This is a genomic window from Streptomyces tritici (assembly GCF_048500665.1).
Lineage (GTDB): Bacteria > Actinomycetota > Actinomycetes > Streptomycetales > Streptomycetaceae > Streptomyces > Streptomyces tritici.
The window spans coordinates 4076100-4095699 of record NZ_CP183183.1; the positions used below are offsets into that span (position 1 = coordinate 4076100).

The window sequence follows — 19600 nt, forward strand, 5'->3', positions numbered from 1 at the left end:
GCGGACGTGAGCGAGAGCACCGTCGGGGACGCCGCCTGGCGCCGGGCAGGTCTCGCCGGTGCCGCGATAGGCGTCCTCGCCGCCGGCGCGGCGGCGGGCGTCGCCGTCGAACGGCTCACCGTGGGCCGCGGCATGCGCAAGAAGGCCCGGCTCGCCCTCGACGCCGCCGGCCCGTACGGCTCGCTCCGCGGCGTCTCCGGCCGTGCCGTCGCCGACGACGGCACCGTCCTGTACTACGAGGTCGACGACGTCGAACCGCAGCCCGGCGAGAAGCGCCGCCGCCGGCTCTTCGGGCGCCGCAGCCCCGCCCCCGTCACCGTCGTCTTCAGCCACGGCTACTGCCTCGGCCAGGACTCCTGGCACTTCCAGCGCGCCGCCCTGCGCGGCCTGGTCCGCACCGTGTACTGGGACCAGCGCAGCCACGGCCGTTCGGCCCGGGGCGTCGCCCAGTCCGGCGCGGACGGGGTGCCGGTCTCCATCGACCAGCTGGGCCGGGACCTGAAGGCCGTCATCGACGCCGCCGCGCCCGAGGGCCCGCTGGTCCTGGTGGGCCACTCCATGGGCGGCATGACGGTGATGGCGCTGGCCGACCAGTACCCGGACCTGATCCGCGAGCGGGTCGTGGGCGTCGCGTTCGTCGGCACCTCGGCCGGCCGGCTCGCGGAGGTCACGTTCGGGCTGCCCAGCGTGGGCGTGGGCATGGTGCGGCGGGTGCTGCCGGGCGTGCTGCGCGCCCTGGGCTCGCAGCCGGAGCTGGTGGAGCGCGGCCGCCGCGCGACCGCCGACCTGTTCGCCGGCCTGATCAAGAGGTACTCGTTCTCCTCGCGCGAGGTGGACCCGGCCGTCGCGCGCTTCGCCGAGCGGATGATCGAGTCGACGCCGATCGACGTGGTCGCCGAGTTCTATCCGGCCTTCGCCGAGCACGACAAGGCGGAGGCGCTGGCCGCCTTCGCCGCGACGCCCGTCCTCGCGCTGGCCGGCGACCACGACATGATCACGCCCAGTTCGCACACCGAGGCCATCGCGGCCCTGCTGCCGGACGCCGAGCTGGTCATCGTCCCCGACGCCGGGCACCTGGTGATGCTGGAGCACCCGGAGACCGTCACCGACCGCCTCGCCGACCTGCTCGTGCGCGTCGGCGCCGTCTCGGCAGCGACTAACGTGGGGACGCATGGAAGCACCGCAGACTCCGGCCGCTGAGGCCGCCGAGGCCACCCTCGCCGTCGATTCCCCCGGGCAGATGCAGGAGCTCGGAAGGCGGCTCGCCACACTGCTGCGTCCCGGTGACCTCGTCATGCTCACCGGCGAACTCGGCGCCGGCAAGACGACCCTGACCCGCGGCCTGGGCGAAGGACTGGGCGTGCGCGGCGCCGTCACCTCGCCCACCTTCGTCATCGCCCGCGTCCACCCGTCCCTCACCGGCGGCCCGGCGCTGGTGCACGTCGACGCGTACCGGCTCGGCGGCGGTCTGGACGAGATGGAGGACCTGGACCTCGACGTCTCGCTGCCCGATTCGGTGGTCGTCGTGGAGTGGGGCGACGGCAAGGTCGAGGACCTCACCGACGACCGGCTGCACGTGCTGATCCACCGTGTGGTCGGCGACACGGACGACGACCGGCGCACGGTCGTGCTGCGCGGCATCGGCGCGCGCTGGGCCGGCGAGGACCTGGAGCTCACGTAGGTTCCGACAAGGTGTCGGGAAGATGTTGCGTCGGCCGTGGGAGACGTGGTCACATGGAGGCACGAGCTTGGTTAGGTGCACCTAACCTACGGGAGGCTGCATGTCGATGCCAGAGCGTGAGACCCGGGAGACGGTGCCGGGAGGCGCCGTGCTGAACATGCGCGACCTGCTCGCCTCCTGCGCCGCGGCCGACGCCGTGTCGACCCCGCCGCGCGACAGGGAGCCCGAACACCCGGAAGAGGCACGGCCGGCCGTACGGGACGCGGCCTAGGCCCCTTCCGGGGAGAGGCCGGTCGTCCCTCGTACGGGGGAACTAGGCGACGACGACGATCTTCGAGCCGATCGTGGCGAACAGCCACATCGCGTTGCCGTCCGCCTTCTTCATGCGGATGCCGCCGGTCCGGCGCGCCGGGTCCGGCGTCGGCAGCGAGCCGTCCACGGCCGCGCTGAAGCCGATCGCCACGTCGTCGACGCTGGTGAAGCGGACGACGTGCTCGATCTGCACCCCGTCCGAGCCGCGCACGGTGTTGGACCGCGAGGTCACGTGGTACGTGCCGGGCGCCGGGTGGACCGTGCTCGGCATGACCTTGAACGTGCTGGTGGCCTGGCCCTTGTCGTCCACCAGCCAGACCCGCTTCTCGGAGAGCGCGTACACCACGCGCTGCCCCTTGCCGGAGTCGGCCGGGATCGCCAGCGGGTCCTTCTGCGGCTTGGCCGGGCCGGTCGGCGCGGCGGGCGCGGTGGCGGAGGCGCTGGGCTTCGGCGAGGCCGACAGGTCGGCGGGGACGTTGGCCGACGCCTGGTAGGCGAGGAAACCGACCACGGCGAGTGCGGCCGCCGTGAGCCCGGTCACGAATCCCGCGCTGCCACGTGCCACGGTGCTGCCCACCTCTCAGACGTATGTACCCGTGGTGACGTTAGCAGCAGGGCGGGGACGGGACGGGACGCCGTGCCCCGCCCGCCGGAGCCGTAGGCTGTTCGCGTGCTCTTGCTCGCCCTTGATACCGCCACCCCCGCCGTCACCGCCGCCCTCCACGACGGCGACTCCGTCGTCGCCGAGTCGAGCCGGGTGGACGCCCGGCGCCACGGGGAGCTGCTGCTGCCCGCCGTCGACGCGGTCCTGAAGGAGGCCGGCCGCACGCTCGCCGACGTCACCGGCGTCGTCGTCGGCGTCGGGCCGGGGCCGTACACGGGACTGCGGGTCGGCCTGGTCACCGCCTCGACCTTCGCCTCCGCCCTCGGCGTCCCGGTGCACGGCCTGTGCACCCTGGACGGCCTCGCGTACGCCTCCGGACTCACCGAGCCCTTCGTGGTCGCGACGGACGCCCGCCGCAAGGAGGTCTACTGGGCCCGTTACGACGACTTCCGCACCCGCGTGAGCGAGCCGTCCGTGGACCGGCCGGCCGACATCGCCGAGCGGGTGGCCGGACTGCCGGTGGTCGGCGCGGGCGCCCTGCTGTACCCGGACGTCTTCCCGGACGCCCGCGACCCCGAGCACCAGTCCGCGGCGGCGCTCGCCGCCCGCGCGGCGGAGGTGCTGGCCGAGGGCGGGGAGTTCCTCGACCCGCTGCCGCTGTACCTGCGCCGGCCCGACGCGCAGGTGCCGAAGAACTACAAGGTGGTCACCCCGACGTGACCGGCGTCGTGCTGCGCGAGATGCGCTGGTGGGACATCGGGCCGGTGCTGGAGCTCGAACACGACCTGTTCCCGGAGGACGCCTGGTCCGCCGGCATGTTCTGGTCCGAGCTGGCACACGCCCGGGGCCCGCGGGCCACCCGCCGGTACGTCGTCGCCGAGGACGCCTCCGGGCGGCTGGTCGGCTACGCCGGACTCGCCGCGGCCGGCGGCCTCGGCGACGTGCAGACCATCGCCGCCGCCCGCGACCAGTGGGGCACGGGCCTGGGCGCCCGGCTCCTGACCGACCTGCTCCAGCACGCCACCGCCTTCGAGTGCGACGAGGTGCTGCTGGAGGTGCGGGTCGACAACACCCGAGCCCAGAAGTTGTACGAGCGCTTCGGCTTCGAGCCGATCGGCTTCCGGCGCGGCTACTACCAGCCGGGGAACGTCGACGCCCTCGTGATGCGACTGACCGTTCAAGGAACTGAGACTGATTCTGATGGCTGCTGACGAACCGCTCGTACTCGGCATCGAGACCTCCTGCGACGAGACCGGGGTCGGCATCGTCCGGGGCACGACGCTGCTGGCGAACGAGATCGCGTCGAGCGTCGACGAGCACGCCCGCTTCGGCGGCGTCGTGCCGGAGGTCGCCTCGCGCGCCCATCTGGAGGCGATGGTCCCCACCATCGAGCGGGCCCTGGCGAAGGCCGGGATCTCCGCGAAGGACGTCGACGGCATCGCCGTCACCGCCGGCCCCGGGCTCGCGGGCGCGCTGCTGGTCGGCGTCTCGGCGGCGAAGGCGTACGCGTACGCGCTCGGCAAGCCGCTGTACGGCGTGAACCACCTGGCCTCGCACATCTGCGTGGACCAGCTGGAGCACGGGCCGCTGCCCGAGCCGACGATGGCGCTGCTGGTCTCCGGCGGGCACTCCTCGCTGCTGCTCGCGCCGGACATCACCTCCGACGTCCGGCCGATGGGCGCGACGATCGACGACGCGGCCGGCGAGGCGTTCGACAAGATCGCCCGCGTGCTCGACCTGGGCTTCCCCGGCGGCCCGGTGATCGACCGGCTCGCCAAGGAGGGCGACCCGGAGGCGATCGCCTTCCCCCGCGGCCTGACGGGCGCCAAGGACCCGGCGTACGACTTCTCCTTCTCCGGCCTGAAGACCGCCGTGGCCCGCTGGATCGAGGCGAAGCGGGCGGCCGGCGAGGAGGTGCCGGTGCGGGACGTGGCGGCGTCCTTCCAGGAGGCCGTGGTGGACGTGCTGACCCGCAAGGCCGTACGGGCCTGCAAGGACCAGGGCGTCGACCATCTGATGATCGGCGGCGGCGTGGCCGCGAACTCGCGGCTGCGGGCGCTCGCCGAGGAGCGCTGCGAGCGGGCCGGGATCCGGCTGCGCGTGCCGCGGCCGGGGCTGTGCACGGACAACGGCGCGATGGTCGCGGCGCTCGGCGCGGAGATGGTGGCCCGCAACCGGCCGGCCTCCGATCTGGAGCTGTCCGCGGACTCCTCGCTGCCGGTGACGGACCCGCACGTACCGGGGAACGGGCACGGGCACGCGCACGACCACGTGCACGAGATCAGCGGGAAGAACCTGTACGCATGAAGGTCACGCTGATGTGGGAGGCGCGCGCGGTCCAGGGCCGCGGCGCCGAACTCCTGGAGTGGGCCCGGGCGCAGGTCCTGCCGTACGAGCCGGAGCGCCGGGAGACCTTCCGCGCGCCGCAGGACCGGGTCCTGGTCCTGACGTGGTGGGAGGCAGCGGCGGTCGACGCGGAGCTGCCGGAGCTGCCCGAGCCGGCGGCGGAGCTGATCACGCGCCCCGTGCACCGCTGGCGGTTCGAATCGGTCGACACGGAGTCCGGCCCCCGGGCAACCTGAGCGCCCTTTCCCGCATCAAACATGTCGGCGTAGGTCGCGTGTTCGGTGCGGGTGGGGTGTCGGGTGGACAAGAAGATCGTGGTGTGGGCGGCGCTGACCGTCGCCACCCTGCTCATGACGGGCTGCGCGCAGCAGGCGGGCGCGGACGCGAAGCCGAAGGCACGGACGACGACGCCGGCGGTCACGCCGTCCCCGGAGCACAAGGACCCGGAGGCGGACCGGACCGCCGCGTACGCCCGCTGGGGCCTGAAGCCCTTCCCGGCCCCGCCCGCCCCGCCGAAGGTCAAGCCGGTGAAGCGGCAGCCGGGCGGCCCGGTGCCGGTCATCAGCGACATCGAGACGAACGAGAAGATCGTCTTCATCACCGTCGACGACGGGGCCGAGAAGGACCCCGAGTTCGTCCGGCTGATGAAGGACCTCGGGATCCCGATGACGATGTTCCTCACCGATTCGGCGATCCGCACCGACTACGGGTACTTCGGGCAGCTCGCCGCGCAGGGGCACGGCGTCGCCAACCACACCCTCACCCACCCGAACCTGCGCACCCTCGGCCCGGAGGCGCAGCGCCGCGAGATCTGCGGGCAGCAGCAGAAGCTCAAGGAGAAGTACGGCACGGCCCCGCGCCTGTTCCGCCCGCCGTACGGCAACTGGAACGAGGCCACCCGCACCGCCGCCGGCTCCTGCGGCGTCGACGCGATCGTGCTGTGGCGCGAGTCCATGCAGATCAAGAACATGCAGTACCAGCGCGGCGACAAGAAGCTCCACCCCGGCGACATCATCCTCGCCCACTTCCGCGGCCCGGCCGAGCTCAAGGGCACGACGATGACGAAGATGACCGTCAACATGCTCCGCCACATCCAGTCCCAGGGCTTCACGGTCGCCCGCCTGGAGGACTACGTCTGAGACCGGCGGGGCCCGGGACCGGTGGAGTCCGAGGCCGGCGGAAAAATCTTCGTGCGGTGTGTCGAAGTGCGTCCGTTCCGTTCGACGGAAGAGTGAGAGGCGGGGAACGGCCCCGCTCGCACACCGAGGAGTACGTGATGCCGCGCTTTCTGACACTGGTCCGCATCCAGGAGGGCGCCTTCGAGATGGAGGACGCCGACGAGGGCTTCGACGCGCGCATGATGGCGCTGTTCGAGGAGATCACCAAGGCCGGCGTGATGCTGGAGACCGCCGGGCTCAAGCCCACCGCCGAGTCGACCCGGATCCACTGGTCGGGCGGCAAGATCAGCTACACCGACGGGCCGTTCACCGAGACCAAGGAGGTCGTCGGCGGCTACTCGATCACCCAGTGCAAGGACAAGGCCGAGGCCATGGAGTGGGGCCGGCGCTTCCTGGAGGTCCACCCGCCGTACTGGGACGTCACCGTCGAGGTGCGGGAGATCGAGGAGATGGGCTGACACCCCTGCGCGGACGCCGTTCTGTGCTGTCATGTGAGCCGTGACAGCACAGAGCCCGGCCGCGACCGTGGAGACGGTCTTCCGGATGGAGTCCCCCCGGATCGTCGCCGCTGTGGCGCGCATCGTCCGGGACGTCGGCATCGCCGAGGAGCTCGCGCAGGACGCGCTCGTCGCCGCCCTGGAGCAGTGGCCGCGGTCGGGGATCCCCGACCGGCCCGGCGCCTGGCTGACCGCCGCCGCCAAGAACCGCGCCGTCGACCTCGTCCGGCGCCGCGAGGTCTACGCGCGCAAGCTCGCCGAGGCGGGCCGCGAGCTCACCGAGGAGGCGTACGACCCCGAGCCCTCCGGTCCCGGCGACATCGACGACGACCTGCTGCGGCTGGTGTTCACCGCCTGCCACCCCGTGCTCTCCGCCGAGGCGCGCACCGCGCTGACGCTGCGCCTCGTCGGCGGGCTGCGCACGGACGAGATCGCGCGCGCCTTCCTCGTCCCCGAACCCACCGTCGCCCAGCGCATCGTGCGGGCGAAGCGGACGCTGGCGAAGGCCGGCGTGGAGTTCGAGGCGCCGTACGGGGAGGAGCGCGCGGCCCGGCTCGGCTCCGTCCTGGAGGTCATCTACCTGATCTTCAACGAGGGTTACGCGGCCACGGCCGGCGACGACCTGCTGCGGCCGGGCCTCTGCGAGGACGCGCTGCGCCTGGTCCGGGTGCTCCAGGGGCTGATGCCGGGGGAGGGCGAGGTGCACGGGCTCGCCGCGCTGCTGGAGTTCCAGGCCTCGCGGACCGCGGCGCGCACCGGGCCGGACGGGGAGCCGGTGCTGCTCGCGGACCAGAACCGGCGGCGCTGGAACCGGCTGCTGATCCGGCGCGGCTTCGCCGCCCTGGAGCGGGCGGGCACGGGGCCGTACGCGCTGCAGGGCGCGATCGCCGGCTGCCACGCGCGGGCGGTGCGGTACGAGGACACCGACTGGCGGACGATCGCCGCGCTGTACGAGCGGCTGGCCGCCGCCGCGCCCTCGCCGGTGGTGGAGCTGAACCGCGCCGTGGCGGTGTCGATGGCGTACGGCCCCGAGGCCGCGCTCGACATGGTGGAGCGGCTCGCGGCGGCCGAACCCGGCCTGGAGCAGTACCACTTGCTGCCCAGCGTCCGCGGTGAGCTGCTGGCCCGGCTGGGGCGGGCGGAGGAGGCGCGGGCGCAGTTCACGCGGGCGGCGGCGCTGACCCGCAACGCGCGCGAGCGCGCGCTGCTGACGGCCAAGGCGGAGGCCGCGGTCTCGGCCGGGACGGAGCCGGACGGCCGGTAATGTCGTGGCCATGGCTCGTCGTACGCCTCTGCCCCCTCCGCCGCCGCCCGCCGAACTCCGTTCCTGGCCCGACCGGGAGACGCTGCTCGCCGACCGGGCGCGCGCCATGGCCGAGTTGACGAAACGTCAACTCGGGCGGCGGCGGCTGACGTTCTTCCTGCTGTTCCTGGTCCTCGCGCACCTCGGCTGGGGCCTCGTGGGCGGCGCGCTCATCGGCATCTTCGACGACGAGCTGTCCGACCCGCTGACGATGATCTCCGTGACCGTGATGGCGGCGCTCGGCACGGCCGTGCTGATCCCCACGGTCTGGGGCGTGGCGCACGGCCTCCGCTCGGACGTCCTGTGCCGCGAGCGCCTCGCCCAGTGGGCCGGTCTCGACCGCGACGCCGCCCGCGACCGCGCGGTCCGGGAGCCGTGGCTCGGCATCCTCTGGGCGGTGCTCTCGTTCGCGCTGTGCGCGTTCGGCCTGTGGGTGTCCTTCGCGGTGCCGAACATGGTCGTCGGCCCGACGCGCGGCGGCTACGGGACGGTCGCGTACTTCATGGGCGCGGCGCTGGTGCTGTGGGTGCACGGCCTGATCGGGCTGACCAAGGCGTACGCCCACTACCGGCTCGCGGTCCGCCTCGGCGGCTTGGGGGTGTCCGGAAAGTAGCGTCGTCCGCCGAGCAAGGCGGGACTTTCCGGACACCCCCTAGCGGGCGTCCCGGCCCGCGGCGCCCGCGGGGTGGCCGAGGAGCATCGTCGGGGCGCCGGCCACCCGGGTGAGGAACACCGTCGTGGCGTTCCGGCCCTTGAGCTTCATCTTCCGGCGCAGTTCCTCCGGCTCCACCGCCGAGCCGCGCTTCTTCACGGTCAGCGTGCCGATCTCGCGCTCGCGCAGCAGGGCCTTCAGCTTCTTGAGGTTGAAGGGCAGTTCGTCGGTGATCTCGTACGCGGTCGCGTACGGCGTGGGGCGCAGCTCGTCGGCGGTGACGTACGCGATGGTCGCGTCGACCAGCCCGCCGTCCAGCTCCTCGGCGACCTCCGCGACGAGGTGCGCGCGGATGACCGCGCCGTCCGGCTCGTACAGGTAGCGGCCGACCTTCCGGACCTCCGGGTCGGGCAGCCCGCGGCCGGTCAGCGAGGCCCCGGACGGCAGCAGGGTGGCGCGGCGCGCGCCCGGCGCGGTGCCGAACCAGAGCACGGCCTCCTTCACGTCCCCGCCGTCCGAGATCCACTCCGCCTCGGCCTCCTCGGGCACCGCCTCGTGCGGGATGCCGGGGGCGATCTTCAGGGCGGCGTGCGGGGCCCCGCGGGCCGCACCGACGGCCCAGGACAGCGGCGGCGAGTACGCCTCCGGATCGAAGATCCGGCCGCGCCCACCGCGCCGCGCCGGGTCGACGAAGACCGCGTCGTACGGGCCGGTGTCGACGTCCGTGACGTCGGCGCAGCGCACGTCGATCAGGTCCGCGAGGCCGAGCGCCTCCGCGTTGGCGCGGGCCGCCTCGGCGGTCAGCGGGTCGCGGTCCACCGCGAGCACCCGGATCCCGGCGCGGGCCAGCGCGAGCGCGTCGCCGCCGACGCCGGAGCACAGGTCCGCCACGCTGCGCACGCCCAGTCCGCGCAGCCGCGCGGCCCGGTACGCGCCGACCGTCGCCCGCGTCGACTGCTCGACGCCGTGCGGCGTGAAGTACATCCGGTACGCGTCCTCCGCGCCGAACTTGGCCACCGCCCGTTGCCGCAGCCGGGCCTGGGCCAGCGCCGCCGTGACCAGCTCCGCGGGGTGCTCGCGGCGCAGCCGGGAGGCGACCGCGAGCTCCTGGGCCGGGTCGTAGTCGCGCAGGGCGGCGAGCAGGTCCTGGCCCTCGGGGGTGAGCAGCGAGCGGAAGGCGGCGAGATCGGTCACCTGCCCCATTGTGGGCCAGCCGGGGGACCGCGCGCGCCGGGCGGCGGTGTCGGCGCGGGGGAGGGGCTCCGCGCTGACAGGATGCGGCCCCATGCAGCCAGTACGACAAAAGGAAGAAACCGGGATGAAGGATCCGCGTGCCGCCCGGCGCCGCGCCGCCGTGACGCGTACGGGGGGCGTGACACGTACGGGCATCGTGACGCGTACGGGCATCGCGCTCGCCGCCGTCCTCGCCGGCGCGCTCGCCTCCGCCTGCTCCGGGCCGTCCGCCGTCGACGCCGCGGGCGTTGCCGCGCCCGGCGGCGCGGAGAAGCGCCCCGGCGCCGACCCCGCGCACGGCAAGCCCGCCGCCGCGCCCGGCGCGCGCGCCGAGGACCGCGGGACGGCCGGGGCGCTCGCCGCGTACGTGGAGAAGGTCCGCAAGGCGCAGGCCGCCCGCGCCGTGGCGGCCCGGAAGTGGGGCCTGGCGCAGACCCCGCTGCCCGCGCCCCCGCCGCCCGCGGTCAAGCCGAGGATCACCACCCGCAAGGGCTTCGAGACCGACGGCGAGGGACTGCCGCCGGTCTTCACCACCGTGCCCACCAAGGAGAAGATCGTCTTCCTGACGATCGACGACGGCGCGGAGAAGGACCCCGAGCTGCTGCGGATGATGTCCGAGCTGCAGATCCCGTACAGCGCCTTCCTGAGCGACTACCTCGTCAAGGAGGACTACGGCTACTTCAAGAAGATGCGGGACGCCGGGGTCGCGCTGCACAACCACACCCTGAACCACCGTTACATGCCGGGCCTGTCCTACGCCCAGCAGAAGCGGGAGATCTGCGACCAGCAGGCCAACCTGGAGAAGCGCTACGGCACGCGGCCGCCGCTGTTCCGCCCGCCGTACGGCAACTACAACGAGGACACCCTGCGTGCTGCCCAGTCCTGCGGGGTCAAGGCCGTGCCGCTGTGGGCCGCCGAGGCGTTCCCGGACCGGATGGAGTGGCGCGAGTGGGACCGCGACCTGCACCCCGGCGACATCATCCTCACGCACTTCCGCGGCAAGGAGGACTGGAAGGGCACGATGCCGGACATGATCCGGCAGGTGATGAAGACCGTCACGGCCAAGGGCTACGCGGTCGCCCGCCTGGAGGACTACGTATGAGCCGGGCCGCGCGCCGGGTCCGTACCGCCCGTACGGCGAGTACGGCGCGTTCGGCCCGGCGGCCGCTCGCCGGACTCCTCGCGGCGGGCGCGCTGTTCGCCGCGCCCGGCTGCGCGGCGTGCGGGGACGCGGTGGACCCGATCGAACGTCTGGGCAGAAAAGCGGTCGGACATGCGGTGCGGGCGGCGGATCCCGCCCCCGCTCCGGCTCCTTCGGAGCGGCGCGCGGTCCTGAATTGGCACTCCGCTTGACCGAGTGCTAATCGCGGTCATAGTCTCGGCTCTGGCACTCCCCACGTGAGAGTGCCAACACAGCGACGGGCAGGTCCGGCACCCGCGACGACGGATCCACCTGGTCGCCACCTCAGACAGTAGACCCCGTGAGATCTCCGAAGGGGGAGGTCGGATCGTGACGACCACCAGCTCCAAGGTTGCCATCAAGCCGCTCGAGGACCGCATCGTGGTCCAGCCGCTCGACGCCGAGCAGACCACCGCCTCTGGCCTGGTCATCCCGGACACCGCGAAGGAGAAGCCCCAGGAGGGCGCCGTCCTCGCCGTGGGTCCGGGCCGCTTCGAGAACGGCGAGCGCCTGCCGCTCGACGTGAAGGTCGGCGACGTCGTGCTCTACAGCAAGTACGGCGGCACCGAGGTGAAGTACAACGGCGAGGAGTACCTCGTCCTCTCGGCTCGCGACGTGCTCGCGATCATCGAGAAGTAAGTCACCCGGCACCTGAGCCAGATGCTTTGAGCCACGCCCCTGACCCCGCATTGGGCGTCCAGGGGCGTGGTTCGTTTCACCACGAATTCCGAGAGGGCTGAATCGCTCCCATGGCGAAGATCCTGAAGTTCGACGAGGACGCCCGTCGCGCCCTTGAGCGCGGCGTCAACAAGCTGGCCGACACGGTCAAGGTGACGATCGGCCCGAAGGGTCGCAACGTCGTCATCGACAAGAAGTTCGGCGCCCCCACCATCACCAACGACGGTGTCACGATCGCCCGCGAGGTCGAGATCGAGGACCCGTACGAGAACCTCGGCGCGCAGCTCGTGAAGGAGGTGGCGACCAAGACCAACGACATCGCGGGCGACGGCACCACCACCGCCACCGTGCTGGCCCAGGCGCTGGTCCGCGAGGGCCTGCGCAACGTCGCCGCCGGCGCCTCCCCGGCCGCCCTGAAGAAGGGCATCGACGCCGCGGTCAAGGCCGTCTCCGACGAGCTGCTCGCCACCGCCCGTCCGATCGACGACAAGTCCGACATCGCCGCCGTGGCCGCGCTCTCCGCGCAGGACCAGCAGGTCGGCGAGCTCATCGCCGAGGCGATGGACAAGGTCGGCAAGGACGGCGTCATCACCGTCGAGGAGTCCAACACCTTCGGTCTGGAGCTGGACTTCACCGAGGGCATGGCCTTCGACAAGGGCTACCTGTCCCCGTACATGGTGACCGACCAGGAGCGTATGGAGGCCGTCCTCGACGACCCGTACATCCTGATCCACCAGGGCAAGATCTCCTCCATCCAGGACCTCCTGCCGATCCTCGAGAAGATCATCCAGGCCGGTGGCTCCAAGCCGCTGCTGATCATCGCCGAGGACGTCGAGGGCGAGGCCCTGTCGACCCTGGTCGTCAACAAGATCCGCGGCACCTTCAACGCGGTGGCCGTCAAGGCCCCCGGCTTCGGCGACCGCCGCAAGGCGATGCTCGGCGACATGGCGACGCTCACCGGCGCCACCGTCATCGCCGAGGAGGTCGGCCTCAAGCTGGACCAGGCCGGTCTGGACGTGCTGGGCTCCGCCCGCCGCGTCACCGTCACCAAGGACGACACCACGATCGTCGACGGCGGCGGCAACAGCGAGGACGTGGCCGGCCGCGTCGCGCAGATCAAGGCCGAGATCGAGACCACGGACTCCGACTGGGACCGCGAGAAGCTCCAGGAGCGCCTCGCGAAGCTGGCCGGCGGCGTGTGCGTGATCAAGGTCGGCGCCGCCACCGAGGTGGAGCTGAAGGAGAAGAAGCACCGTCTGGAGGACGCCATCTCCGCGACCCGCGCCGCGGTCGAGGAGGGCATCGTCTCCGGTGGTGGCTCCGCCCTGGTCCACGCCGTCAAGGTCCTGGAGGGCAACCTCGACAAGACCGGCGACGAGGCCACGGGTGTCGCGGTCGTCCGCCGCGCCGCCGTCGAGCCGCTGCGCTGGATCGCCGAGAACGCCGGCCTCGAGGGCTACGTCATCACCTCGAAGGTGGCGGAGCTCGACAAGGGCAACGGCTTCAACGCCGCCACCGGCGAGTACGGCGACCTGGTCAAGGCCGGCGTCATCGACCCGGTGAAGGTCACCCGCTCCGCCCTGGAGAACGCCGCCTCCATCGCCTCCCTGCTGCTCACGACCGAGACCCTGGTCGTCGAGAAGAAGGAAGAGGAAGAGGCCGCCGCGGGCCACGGCCACGGTCACGGCCACGCCCACTGATCGCGTAGATCCGGACAGCGAAGGTCCCCGTTCCCGGGAAGGGAACGGGGGCCTTCGCCCGTTCCCGGGCTTCGTCAGGCCTCGACCGCGCCCAGCTGCCCCATCAGGCCGAGCATGTCGTACTGCCACCAGCCCTCGACGAGCTTGCCGTCCTCGCGGCAGCGGTGGATCACCGTGCCGGTCATGGTGACGTCCATGCCGGTGGGCTGGATCCCCATGAAGTCGCCGTTGTGCGTGCCGTTCCAGGTCCAGCGGGTGCACACCCGGTCGCCCTCGGCGATCTGGTCCTCGACGGTGAAGCGGAAGTCGAACGCGTCCCGCCACATCCGCACCTCGCGGCGGACGGCGTCCATCCCGTAGGTGTCCTGCGGATTGGTCGGGTCGTGGTCGTGGTAGCCCTCGGCCAGGACCTCGTCGAGCAGGGCGGTGTCGTCCTCGGAGGCGATCATCTCCAGGAGGCGGCGGACGTTGGCCTTGGTCAGCGACTCGTCGCGCACCACGTCGAGGTCGGTGAAGGTCGGCATCTCGTCACAGAGCGCGACCATCTCGCGGAAGATCCGGTCCGTCTCGGGGAGCTGCGAGTTGCGCATCGCGTCCTCGTACGAGGGGAACTCGACGATCTCCACGACGTGCGAGGCGTCGGACCGGTCCGTGCCGACGATGCTGTGGGTGGCGGTGCGCTTGCCCTTGGTCTGCTCCACCCACTTGTCCATGAGCCGGTTGAGATCGTCGACCCGGGTCGTCTTGCAGTCGATTATCTGTACGAATGTCATGACGAAGCCTCCCGGACACCCCCGGACGAAGCGGACAAGCCCATTCTAGAAGCCAGGGTCTACGCCGACCTGGTGAGATCCGCCGGCACCACGGCCTCCGCGAAGGGCTCGCCGCGCCCGTACCGGGCCACCTCGTCCAGCGCGTGGTCCGCCATCCGGTGCAGCTCGTTGCCGAGCGAACCGGCGATGTGCGGGGTGAGCAGCACGTTGGGGAGCCCGTACAGCGGGGAGCCGGGCGGGGGCACCTCGGGGTCGGTCACGTCGAGGACGGCGTGCAGCCGGCCGGAGGTGAGGTGGGGGAGCAGCGCCTCCTCGTCGACGAGGGAACCGCGGGCGGTGTTGATCAGCGTGCCGCCGTCGGGGATCAGGGCCAGCCGGCGGGCGTCGATCATCCGGTGCGTTGCGGGCAGTTGGGGCGCGTGGACGGAGACGACGGAGCTGCGCGCGCAGAGTTCGTCCAGGCCGGTGGCCTCGACCCCGAGGGCGGCCGCCTCGTCGGGGGTGACGTACGGGTCGTGGAGCAGGACCTCGAAGTCGAAGGGGCGCAGCAGCTCGATCACCCGGCGGCCGATCCGCGAGGCGCCGATCAGACCGACCGTCCGGCGGTAGTTGCCCCAGTGCTCCTGGTCCGACTCGGCGAGCCAGTCGTGCGGGGCGCGCAGCCGCGCGTACCGGCGGGCGGCGGGCAGCGCCCGCTTCCCGGCGAGCAGGATCGCGGCGAGCGTGTACTCGGCGACCGGCAGGGCGTTGGCGGCGGCGGCCGAGGTGACGGCGAGGCCGCGTTCCCAGCAGGCGTCGGTGACGTGGTGCTTGACGGAGCCGGCGGCGTGCACGACGGCCCGGAGGCGGGGCGCGCGGTCGAGGACCTCGGCGGTGAGCGGGGGCGCGCCCCAGCAGGTGAGCAGGATCTCGGCCTCGCGCAGGGCCTGCGCGACCGCGGCGTCCGGGGCCGTGAGGTCGTGCGCGACGAGGTGCGGGTCGGTGCGGGCGAGGGCGGTGAGCCGGGCCCGGTGGGCGTCGGTCAGCAGGCGTTCCGCGACGCCGGGGCCCATGGCGAGGAGCAGGGCGGGGCGGTTGTCAGTGGTGTCGTGCATCGTGGAACACGGGCTCCTCACTTGACGCTGCCGGCGGTCAGTCCGGCCTTCCAGTGGCGCTGCAGGGCGACGAAGGCGACGACGAGGGGGATGACGGCGAGCAGGGATCCGGTGACGACGAGGGGGTAGTAGCCGGGTTCGGCGTGGGCGTTGCTGTTCCACGCGTACAGGCCGAGGCTCAGCGGGAAGAGCTTCTGGTCCGAGAGCATCACCAGGGGGAGGAAGAAGTTGTTCCAGATGGCGGTGAACTGGAAGAGGAAGATCGTCACGAAGCCGGGCAGGACCATGGGCAGGCCGATGGACCAGAAGGTGCGCAGTTCGCCGGCCCCGTCGATACGGGCGGCCTCCAGGGCCTCGTCGGGGATGTAGCCGGCGCAGAACACGCGGGCGAGGTAGACCCCGAAGGGGTTGACCAGGACGGGGATCAGCACGGCCCAGGGGGTGTTGACGAGGCCGACCTCGCTGGCGAGCAGGTACATGGGCAGGGCGAGCGCGGTGCTGGGCACGAGCACGCCCAGCAGGACCAGGCCGAACAGCTTCTCCTTGCCGCGGAAGGCGTAGCCGTGGAAGGCGAATCCGGCGGCGACGCTGATGAGCGCGCAGCCGGCGGCGCCGGCGCCCGCGTACAGCAGGCTGTTGACGTACCAGCGGAAGTAGACGCCGTCGCCCTGTTCGGCGAGGCGGCCCAGGTTGCCGCCGAGGTCGAAGCCCTGGAAGGAGAAGGCGTCGCCGGCGAGGAGCCCGCCGGCGTCCTTCGTGGCGGCGGTGAGCAGCCAGACGAGCGGGAAGAGCATGTAGCCGGTGGCGAGCAGCAGGACGCCGTTGACGGCGGTCTTCGACAGCCAGCGGCTGGAGGCGGGGCTCGGCGTGCGGGCGGGGCTCGGCGTACGGGCCGGGTGGCTCATGCGGTGCGCTCCTTCCGGCGGCCGGTGAGGCGGGTGACGCCGAAGGAGAGCAGCGCGGCGGTGAGGGCGAGCAGGACGGACGCGGCGGCGGCGAGCCCGTAGTCGTTGCGGTCGAAGGCCGCGGTGTACGCGTACATGTTGGGCGTCCAGGTGGAGGTGACGGCGGAGCCGGTGCCCCTGTTGAGGATCAGCGGCTCGGTGAACAGCTGGAGCGAGCCGATGACCGTGAACAGGGCGACCATGACGAGCGAGGCGCGGATCAGGGGGACCTTGATGCCGAGGGCGGTGCGCCAGGCTCCGGCGCCGTCGACGGTGGCCGCTTCGAGGACGGAGCGGTCGATGGCCTGGAGGGCCGCGTAGAAGATCACCATGTTGTAGCCGAGCCACTCCCACAGGGCGATGTTGACCACGGAGGGGAGGGCGCCCTCGGGTGAGAAGAAGTCGAAGCCGATCCCTCCGGCCTCCATGGCGCGCACGACCGGGCTGAGTTGCGGGGTGTACAGGTATACCCAGATCAGCGCGGCGATGATGCCGGGGACCGCGTGCGGCAGGAAGAGCGCCAGCTGGAAGAAGCGGCGGGCGCGGGCGAGCGTGGTGTCGAGCAGCAGGGCGAGCGCGAGGGCTCCGCCGAGCATCAGCGGGATGTAGAGCAGGCAGTAGCCGAGCAGGACGCCGAAGCCCTCGCGGAAGGCCCGGTCACCCAGCGCCGCGGTGTAGTTCCCGAGGCCGCTGAACACGGACTCGGTGCCGCCGAAGCCCAGTCCCGACTGTTTCTCGGTGAACAGGCTGAGCCAGACCGCGTAGCCGATCGGGACCACCGTCACCGCGGTGAACAGGACGAAGAACGGGGCCAGCAGCAGAGCTGCGGCGCGGGTGCGGGCCGTCATGCGATCAGCCCTCGACCTTCAGTCCGCGCTTCTTCAGCTCGGCGACGGTGGCGTCGTGGCCGGCCTCGACGGCGTCCGCGACGGTGGGGCCGCCCTTGGCGAGCTTGCCGAGGACGTCCTTGATCGCGGTGTTGGTGGCGCCGGTGGTCGGGCCCCAGGCCCAGTTCGGGTTGATGGAGGCGCCGGACTGCTCGAAGAGGGCGTAGATGTCCTGGCCGCCGTAGAAGCCCGCGTCGAAGACCTGCTTGGCGACGGGGCGCAGGGCGGTGGCGGCGGGGAAGGCGCTGGAGGTGCCGGAGGCGATGCGCGCCTTGACGCCGGCCTCGGTGGTGGCCATCCACGTCGCGAACTCCACGGCCGCGGCCTTCTTCTTGCTGTCCTTGGTCACGGCGAAGGTGGAGCCGCCGAGCATCCCGGAGGCGGGCCTGCCGTCCCAGGTCGGCATGGGCGCGACGGCCCACTTGCCGCTCTGCTCGGGCAGAGTGCCCTTGAGGACGCCGGCGCCCCAGGACGCGCCGAGGTAGCCGATCGTGCCGCCGTTCTTCAGCGAGCCGGTCCACTCGGGGCTGAACGAGGCGTTCTTGTGGACGAGATCGGCGTCGAGCAGGCCCTGCCAGTAGGCGGCGACCCTGGTGGTGGCCGGGTCGGTGGTGTCGATCTTCCAGGTGTCGTTCTCGGCCTTGAACCACTGGGCGCCGGCCTGCCAGGCCATGGCTTCGAAGGTGGTGGGGTCGTCGGGGAAGAAGGTGGCGATCCGGGCCTTGGGGTCGGCCTTCTTGACCTTCTCGGCGGCGGACTTGAAGGCGTCCCAGGTGGTGGGGACCTCGACGCCGTACTTCGTGAACAGGTCCTTGCGGTAGTAGAAGGCCTGCGGGGCGGCGTCGAAGGGCACGGCCCAGGTCTTGCCGCCGAGGGTGGTGAGTTCGACGGCCTGCGGCAGCAGCTTCTTCCGGTCGTCCTCGGTGAACTCCTGGCCGATGTCCTGCAGGGCGCCGGAGCTGACGAACTCGGGCAGGGAGGGGTACTCGATGGAGACGAGGTCGGGGGCGTTGCCGGCCTTCACCGCGTTGGAGATCTTGGCGTAGCCGCCGGCGTTGCCGGAGGGGATCTCCTCGAAATCGACCTTGATCTTTTTCTGGGAGGCGTTGAACGCGTCGACCACGTCCTTGGAGCCCTTGGCCCAGCCCCAGAAGGTGATGGTCACCGGCTTGCCGTCGGCGCCGGGTGCGCCGTCGGTGTCCTCACCGCTGCCGCCGCAGGCCGTGAGGACGGCCAGGGCGGTGGCGGCGCTTGCTATGACGAGGGAGGTTCTGCTCCAACTGCGGCTCACGGCGCGGCTCCTGAGGGCGTGGCGGCGGGGACGTTGTGGCCGCGATCCTGGGACCGATCCTGAGCGAAGTCAAGAGCGAAAGATTGATTGATCGAAAATAGATCAGACCCTCTCGCGGAGTTCCGCCCCGCAGGAGGCGCGCACCCGCAGCCGCGGCAGCAGGCTCAGATGCCGCCGCGCTGCCTCTTCGCCTGGACCGCCCGCGGGCTCCGTCAGCCGTTCCACCAGCAGCTCCGCCGCGTGCCGGCCGACCTGGCGCTTGGGCGGGGCGACCGCGGTGAGCGGGGTGTCGGCGAGCGCGGCGACCTCGTCGTCGTACGCGATCACCGCCAGGTCCTGCGGAACCCGCACCCCCGACTCGGCGAGGCGCTGCACCATCTGGATCGCGTCCACGTCGTTGTGCACCAGGGCCGCGGTGGCCAGGCCCGAGCCGACCGCCTCGCGCAGGGCCCGGACCGCCCGCTCGAAGCCCTCCGGGTCGGCCTCGGCGGGCACGGAGTCGATCACCGGCAGCGGGGCGGTGAGGCCGAGGCCGGCGAGGGCGTCGGCGTAGCCGGCGCGCACCGCGAGCGCGGTCGGGCTGTCCTTGCGGGCCACCAGGACGGGCGTGCGGTGGCCGAGGCCGAGCAGGTGGCGCAGGGCGAGCAGGACGCCGTGGCCGTGGTCGGAGACCACCCGGTCCAGGCCGTCGAGCGGGCTGCCCGGGTCGGCCCGGCGCTCCAGCAGCACGGCCGGTACGGGCAGTTCGGCGAGCCAGTCCCCGTACGCGAGCCGGTCCTCCGGGCCGCGCCAGCCGGGCGCGACGAGCACGCCCTGCGCGCCGGCCGCCAGCAGGCCCTCGGTGCGGGCGCGGTCCTCGTCGGGGCGGTAGTCGGAGATCCGCAGGATCAGCCGGGCCCCGACCTTCGCCGCCGCCTCGTGGGCGCCCCGGATCACCTCGGCGAAGTAGTACGTGGCCGAGGGCGCCAGCAGCCCGAGCACCAGGCCCCCGGCGACCAAGGGTCCGGCCGGCGCGCCCTGGCCGCCCGGCCAGGAGACCTGGCCGTGCACCCGGTCGAGCAGGCCCCGGGCGGCCAGGGCCTCGACGTCCCGGCGGGCGGTGACGGGGGAGACCCCGAGCAGTCCGGCCAGGTCGGAGACGCGGGCGGTGCCGCGCTCGCGGACCAGCGCCAGCAGTCGGTCGTGTCGTTCGGCGGCACTCTCGCGCACGGTGCAACTCCCCCTCGCGGTGGTGGTGGGTCCCGGGC

General features: G+C 72.4%; 23 protein-coding genes. 15 read left to right on the forward strand and 8 right to left on the reverse strand.

What is annotated here, in order from left to right; translation table 11 throughout:
- Positions 1 to 6 precede the first annotated feature (6 nt).
- The 3 genes from ACNJ93_RS19035 to ACNJ93_RS19045 all read left to right on the forward strand — a co-directional run bounded on the left by ACNJ93_RS19035 (position 7) and on the right by ACNJ93_RS19045 (position 1952).
- Positions 7 to 1200, forward strand: coding sequence for an alpha/beta fold hydrolase (locus ACNJ93_RS19035; RefSeq protein ID WP_418958588.1), 1194 nt, complete (start codon positions 7 to 9; stop codon positions 1198 to 1200).
- Positions 1172 to 1681: a tRNA (adenosine(37)-N6)-threonylcarbamoyltransferase complex ATPase subunit type 1 TsaE gene (gene tsaE, locus ACNJ93_RS19040; protein WP_418958589.1), complete on the forward strand. Its 510-nt coding sequence runs from the start codon at positions 1172 to 1174 to the stop codon at positions 1679 to 1681. Before ACNJ93_RS19035 ends, tsaE begins: the two co-directional genes overlap by 29 nt.
- A gap of 100 nt (positions 1682 to 1781) precedes the next feature.
- A complete protein-coding gene (locus ACNJ93_RS19045; protein WP_418958590.1) occupies positions 1782 to 1952 on the forward strand; it encodes a hypothetical protein in 171 nt (56 codons plus the stop codon).
- A gap of 42 nt (positions 1953 to 1994) precedes the next feature.
- Here ACNJ93_RS19045 and ACNJ93_RS19050 read toward each other — a convergent pair whose 3' ends face one another.
- Positions 1995 to 2558: a hypothetical protein gene (locus ACNJ93_RS19050; RefSeq protein ID WP_418958591.1), complete on the reverse strand. Its 564-nt coding sequence runs from the start codon at positions 2556 to 2558 to the stop codon at positions 1995 to 1997.
- A 105-nt stretch (positions 2559 to 2663) separates the two neighbouring features.
- Here ACNJ93_RS19050 and tsaB point away from each other — a divergent pair, with 105 nt between their 5' ends.
- From tsaB to ACNJ93_RS19090, 8 genes are all read left to right on the forward strand, one after another.
- A complete protein-coding gene (gene tsaB, locus ACNJ93_RS19055) occupies positions 2664 to 3317 on the forward strand; it encodes a tRNA (adenosine(37)-N6)-threonylcarbamoyltransferase complex dimerization subunit type 1 TsaB (RefSeq protein WP_418958592.1) in 654 nt (217 codons plus the stop codon).
- A 20-nt stretch (positions 3318 to 3337) separates the two neighbouring features.
- Complete coding sequence (gene rimI / locus ACNJ93_RS19060; protein ID WP_418961464.1) at positions 3338 to 3808, forward strand: ribosomal protein S18-alanine N-acetyltransferase; 471 nt, start codon at positions 3338 to 3340, stop codon at positions 3806 to 3808.
- Positions 3798 to 4904 (forward strand): tRNA (adenosine(37)-N6)-threonylcarbamoyltransferase complex transferase subunit TsaD, encoded by a 1107-nt coding sequence (gene tsaD, locus ACNJ93_RS19065; RefSeq protein ID WP_418958593.1) that lies wholly within the window; start codon positions 3798 to 3800, stop codon positions 4902 to 4904. The genes rimI and tsaD overlap by 11 nt, the downstream gene beginning before the upstream one ends.
- Positions 4901 to 5179, forward strand: coding sequence for a hypothetical protein (locus tag ACNJ93_RS19070; RefSeq protein ID WP_418958594.1), 279 nt, complete (start codon positions 4901 to 4903; stop codon positions 5177 to 5179). Before tsaD ends, ACNJ93_RS19070 begins: the two co-directional genes overlap by 4 nt.
- A gap of 63 nt (positions 5180 to 5242) precedes the next feature.
- Positions 5243 to 6082 carry a polysaccharide deacetylase family protein gene (locus ACNJ93_RS19075; protein WP_418958595.1) on the forward strand — a complete coding sequence of 280 codons (840 nt, stop codon included), beginning with the start codon at positions 5243 to 5245 and terminating at the stop codon, positions 6080 to 6082.
- Positions 6083 to 6219: 137 nt separating this feature from the next.
- On the forward strand, positions 6220 to 6579 hold the full coding sequence (locus tag ACNJ93_RS19080) for a YciI family protein (RefSeq protein WP_418958596.1): 360 nt from the start codon (positions 6220 to 6222) through the stop codon (positions 6577 to 6579).
- Positions 6580 to 6619: 40 nt separating this feature from the next.
- Positions 6620 to 7882, forward strand: coding sequence for an RNA polymerase sigma factor (locus ACNJ93_RS19085; RefSeq protein WP_418958597.1), 1263 nt, complete (start codon positions 6620 to 6622; stop codon positions 7880 to 7882).
- Between the two features lie 10 nt (positions 7883 to 7892).
- The gene (locus ACNJ93_RS19090) at positions 7893 to 8534 is read left to right on the forward strand and encodes a hypothetical protein (RefSeq protein ID WP_418958598.1); all 642 of its coding nucleotides are present in this window, start codon (positions 7893 to 7895) and stop codon (positions 8532 to 8534) included.
- A 39-nt stretch (positions 8535 to 8573) separates the two neighbouring features.
- Here the strand turns inward: ACNJ93_RS19090 and ACNJ93_RS19095 are convergent, their stop codons facing one another.
- Positions 8574 to 9776 carry a THUMP-like domain-containing protein gene (locus tag ACNJ93_RS19095; protein ID WP_418958599.1) on the reverse strand — a complete coding sequence of 401 codons (1203 nt, stop codon included), beginning with the start codon at positions 9774 to 9776 and terminating at the stop codon, positions 8574 to 8576.
- Positions 9777 to 9858: 82 nt separating this feature from the next.
- Here ACNJ93_RS19095 and ACNJ93_RS19100 point away from each other — a divergent pair, with 82 nt between their 5' ends.
- The 4 genes from ACNJ93_RS19100 (at position 9859) to groL (ending at position 13364) form a co-directional block, all read left to right on the forward strand.
- Entirely contained in the window at positions 9859 to 10908 is a 1050-nt protein-coding gene (locus ACNJ93_RS19100; protein WP_418958600.1) for a polysaccharide deacetylase family protein, read from the forward strand.
- Entirely contained in the window at positions 10905 to 11159 is a 255-nt protein-coding gene (locus ACNJ93_RS19105; protein WP_418958601.1) for a hypothetical protein, read from the forward strand. Before ACNJ93_RS19100 ends, ACNJ93_RS19105 begins: the two co-directional genes overlap by 4 nt.
- Positions 11160 to 11316: 157 nt before the next feature.
- A complete protein-coding gene (groES, locus tag ACNJ93_RS19110; protein ID WP_020132158.1) occupies positions 11317 to 11625 on the forward strand; it encodes a co-chaperone GroES in 309 nt (102 codons plus the stop codon).
- Positions 11626 to 11735: 110 nt separating this feature from the next.
- The gene (gene groL / locus ACNJ93_RS19115; protein ID WP_418958602.1) at positions 11736 to 13364 is read left to right on the forward strand and encodes a chaperonin GroEL; all 1629 of its coding nucleotides are present in this window, start codon (positions 11736 to 11738) and stop codon (positions 13362 to 13364) included.
- Between the two features lie 74 nt (positions 13365 to 13438).
- Here the strand turns inward: groL and ACNJ93_RS19120 are convergent, their stop codons facing one another.
- The 6 genes from ACNJ93_RS19120 to ACNJ93_RS19145 all read right to left on the reverse strand — a co-directional run bounded on the left by ACNJ93_RS19120 (position 13439) and on the right by ACNJ93_RS19145 (position 19562).
- Complete coding sequence (locus tag ACNJ93_RS19120; RefSeq protein ID WP_418958603.1) at positions 13439 to 14137, reverse strand: ester cyclase; 699 nt, start codon at positions 14135 to 14137, stop codon at positions 13439 to 13441.
- A gap of 59 nt (positions 14138 to 14196) precedes the next feature.
- On the reverse strand, positions 14197 to 15231 hold the full coding sequence (locus tag ACNJ93_RS19125; protein WP_418958604.1) for a hydroxyacid dehydrogenase: 1035 nt from the start codon (positions 15229 to 15231) through the stop codon (positions 14197 to 14199).
- 17 nt (positions 15232 to 15248) lie between these two features.
- Positions 15249 to 16136, reverse strand: coding sequence for a carbohydrate ABC transporter permease (locus tag ACNJ93_RS19130; RefSeq protein WP_418958605.1), 888 nt, complete (start codon positions 16134 to 16136; stop codon positions 15249 to 15251).
- The gene (locus tag ACNJ93_RS19135; RefSeq protein WP_418958606.1) at positions 16133 to 17023 is read right to left on the reverse strand and encodes a carbohydrate ABC transporter permease; all 891 of its coding nucleotides are present in this window, start codon (positions 17021 to 17023) and stop codon (positions 16133 to 16135) included. Before ACNJ93_RS19135 ends, ACNJ93_RS19130 begins: the two co-directional genes overlap by 4 nt.
- 4 nt (positions 17024 to 17027) lie before the next feature.
- On the reverse strand, positions 17028 to 18353 hold the full coding sequence (locus ACNJ93_RS19140) for an ABC transporter substrate-binding protein (protein WP_418958607.1): 1326 nt from the start codon (positions 18351 to 18353) through the stop codon (positions 17028 to 17030).
- A 102-nt stretch (positions 18354 to 18455) separates the two neighbouring features.
- Complete coding sequence (locus tag ACNJ93_RS19145; protein ID WP_418958608.1) at positions 18456 to 19562, reverse strand: LacI family DNA-binding transcriptional regulator; 1107 nt, start codon at positions 19560 to 19562, stop codon at positions 18456 to 18458.
- Positions 19563 to 19600 lie beyond the last annotated feature (38 nt).

Bases quoted from the DNA above. Each gene is read 5' to 3' on its own strand.
- ACNJ93_RS19130 (WP_418958605.1), bottom strand. From the start codon at position 16,136: ATGAGCCACCCGGCCCGTACGCCGAGCCCCGCCCGCACGCCGAGCCCC.
- ACNJ93_RS19105 (WP_418958601.1), top strand. From the start codon at position 10,905: ATGAGCCGGGCCGCGCGCCGGGTCCGTACCGCCCGTACGGCGAGTACG.
- ACNJ93_RS19045 (WP_418958590.1), top strand. From the start codon at position 1,782: ATGTCGATGCCAGAGCGTGAGACCCGGGAGACGGTGCCGGGAGGCGCC.
- tsaD (WP_418958593.1), top strand. From the start codon at position 3,798: ATGGCTGCTGACGAACCGCTCGTACTCGGCATCGAGACCTCCTGCGAC.
- ACNJ93_RS19100 (WP_418958600.1), top strand. From the start codon at position 9,859: ATGCAGCCAGTACGACAAAAGGAAGAAACCGGGATGAAGGATCCGCGT.
- ACNJ93_RS19120 (WP_418958603.1), bottom strand. From the start codon at position 14,137: ATGACATTCGTACAGATAATCGACTGCAAGACGACCCGGGTCGACGAT.
- ACNJ93_RS19090 (WP_418958598.1), top strand. From the start codon at position 7,893: ATGGCTCGTCGTACGCCTCTGCCCCCTCCGCCGCCGCCCGCCGAACTC.
- rimI (WP_418961464.1), top strand. From the start codon at position 3,338: ATGCGCTGGTGGGACATCGGGCCGGTGCTGGAGCTCGAACACGACCTG.
- ACNJ93_RS19095 (WP_418958599.1), bottom strand. From the start codon at position 9,776: ATGGGGCAGGTGACCGATCTCGCCGCCTTCCGCTCGCTGCTCACCCCC.
- tsaE (WP_418958589.1), top strand. From the start codon at position 1,172: ATGGAAGCACCGCAGACTCCGGCCGCTGAGGCCGCCGAGGCCACCCTC.
- ACNJ93_RS19125 (WP_418958604.1), bottom strand. From the start codon at position 15,231: ATGCACGACACCACTGACAACCGCCCCGCCCTGCTCCTCGCCATGGGC.
- ACNJ93_RS19070 (WP_418958594.1), top strand. From the start codon at position 4,901: ATGAAGGTCACGCTGATGTGGGAGGCGCGCGCGGTCCAGGGCCGCGGC.
- ACNJ93_RS19080 (WP_418958596.1), top strand. From the start codon at position 6,220: ATGCCGCGCTTTCTGACACTGGTCCGCATCCAGGAGGGCGCCTTCGAG.
- groL (WP_418958602.1), top strand. From the start codon at position 11,736: ATGGCGAAGATCCTGAAGTTCGACGAGGACGCCCGTCGCGCCCTTGAG.
- ACNJ93_RS19135 (WP_418958606.1), bottom strand. From the start codon at position 17,023: ATGACGGCCCGCACCCGCGCCGCAGCTCTGCTGCTGGCCCCGTTCTTC.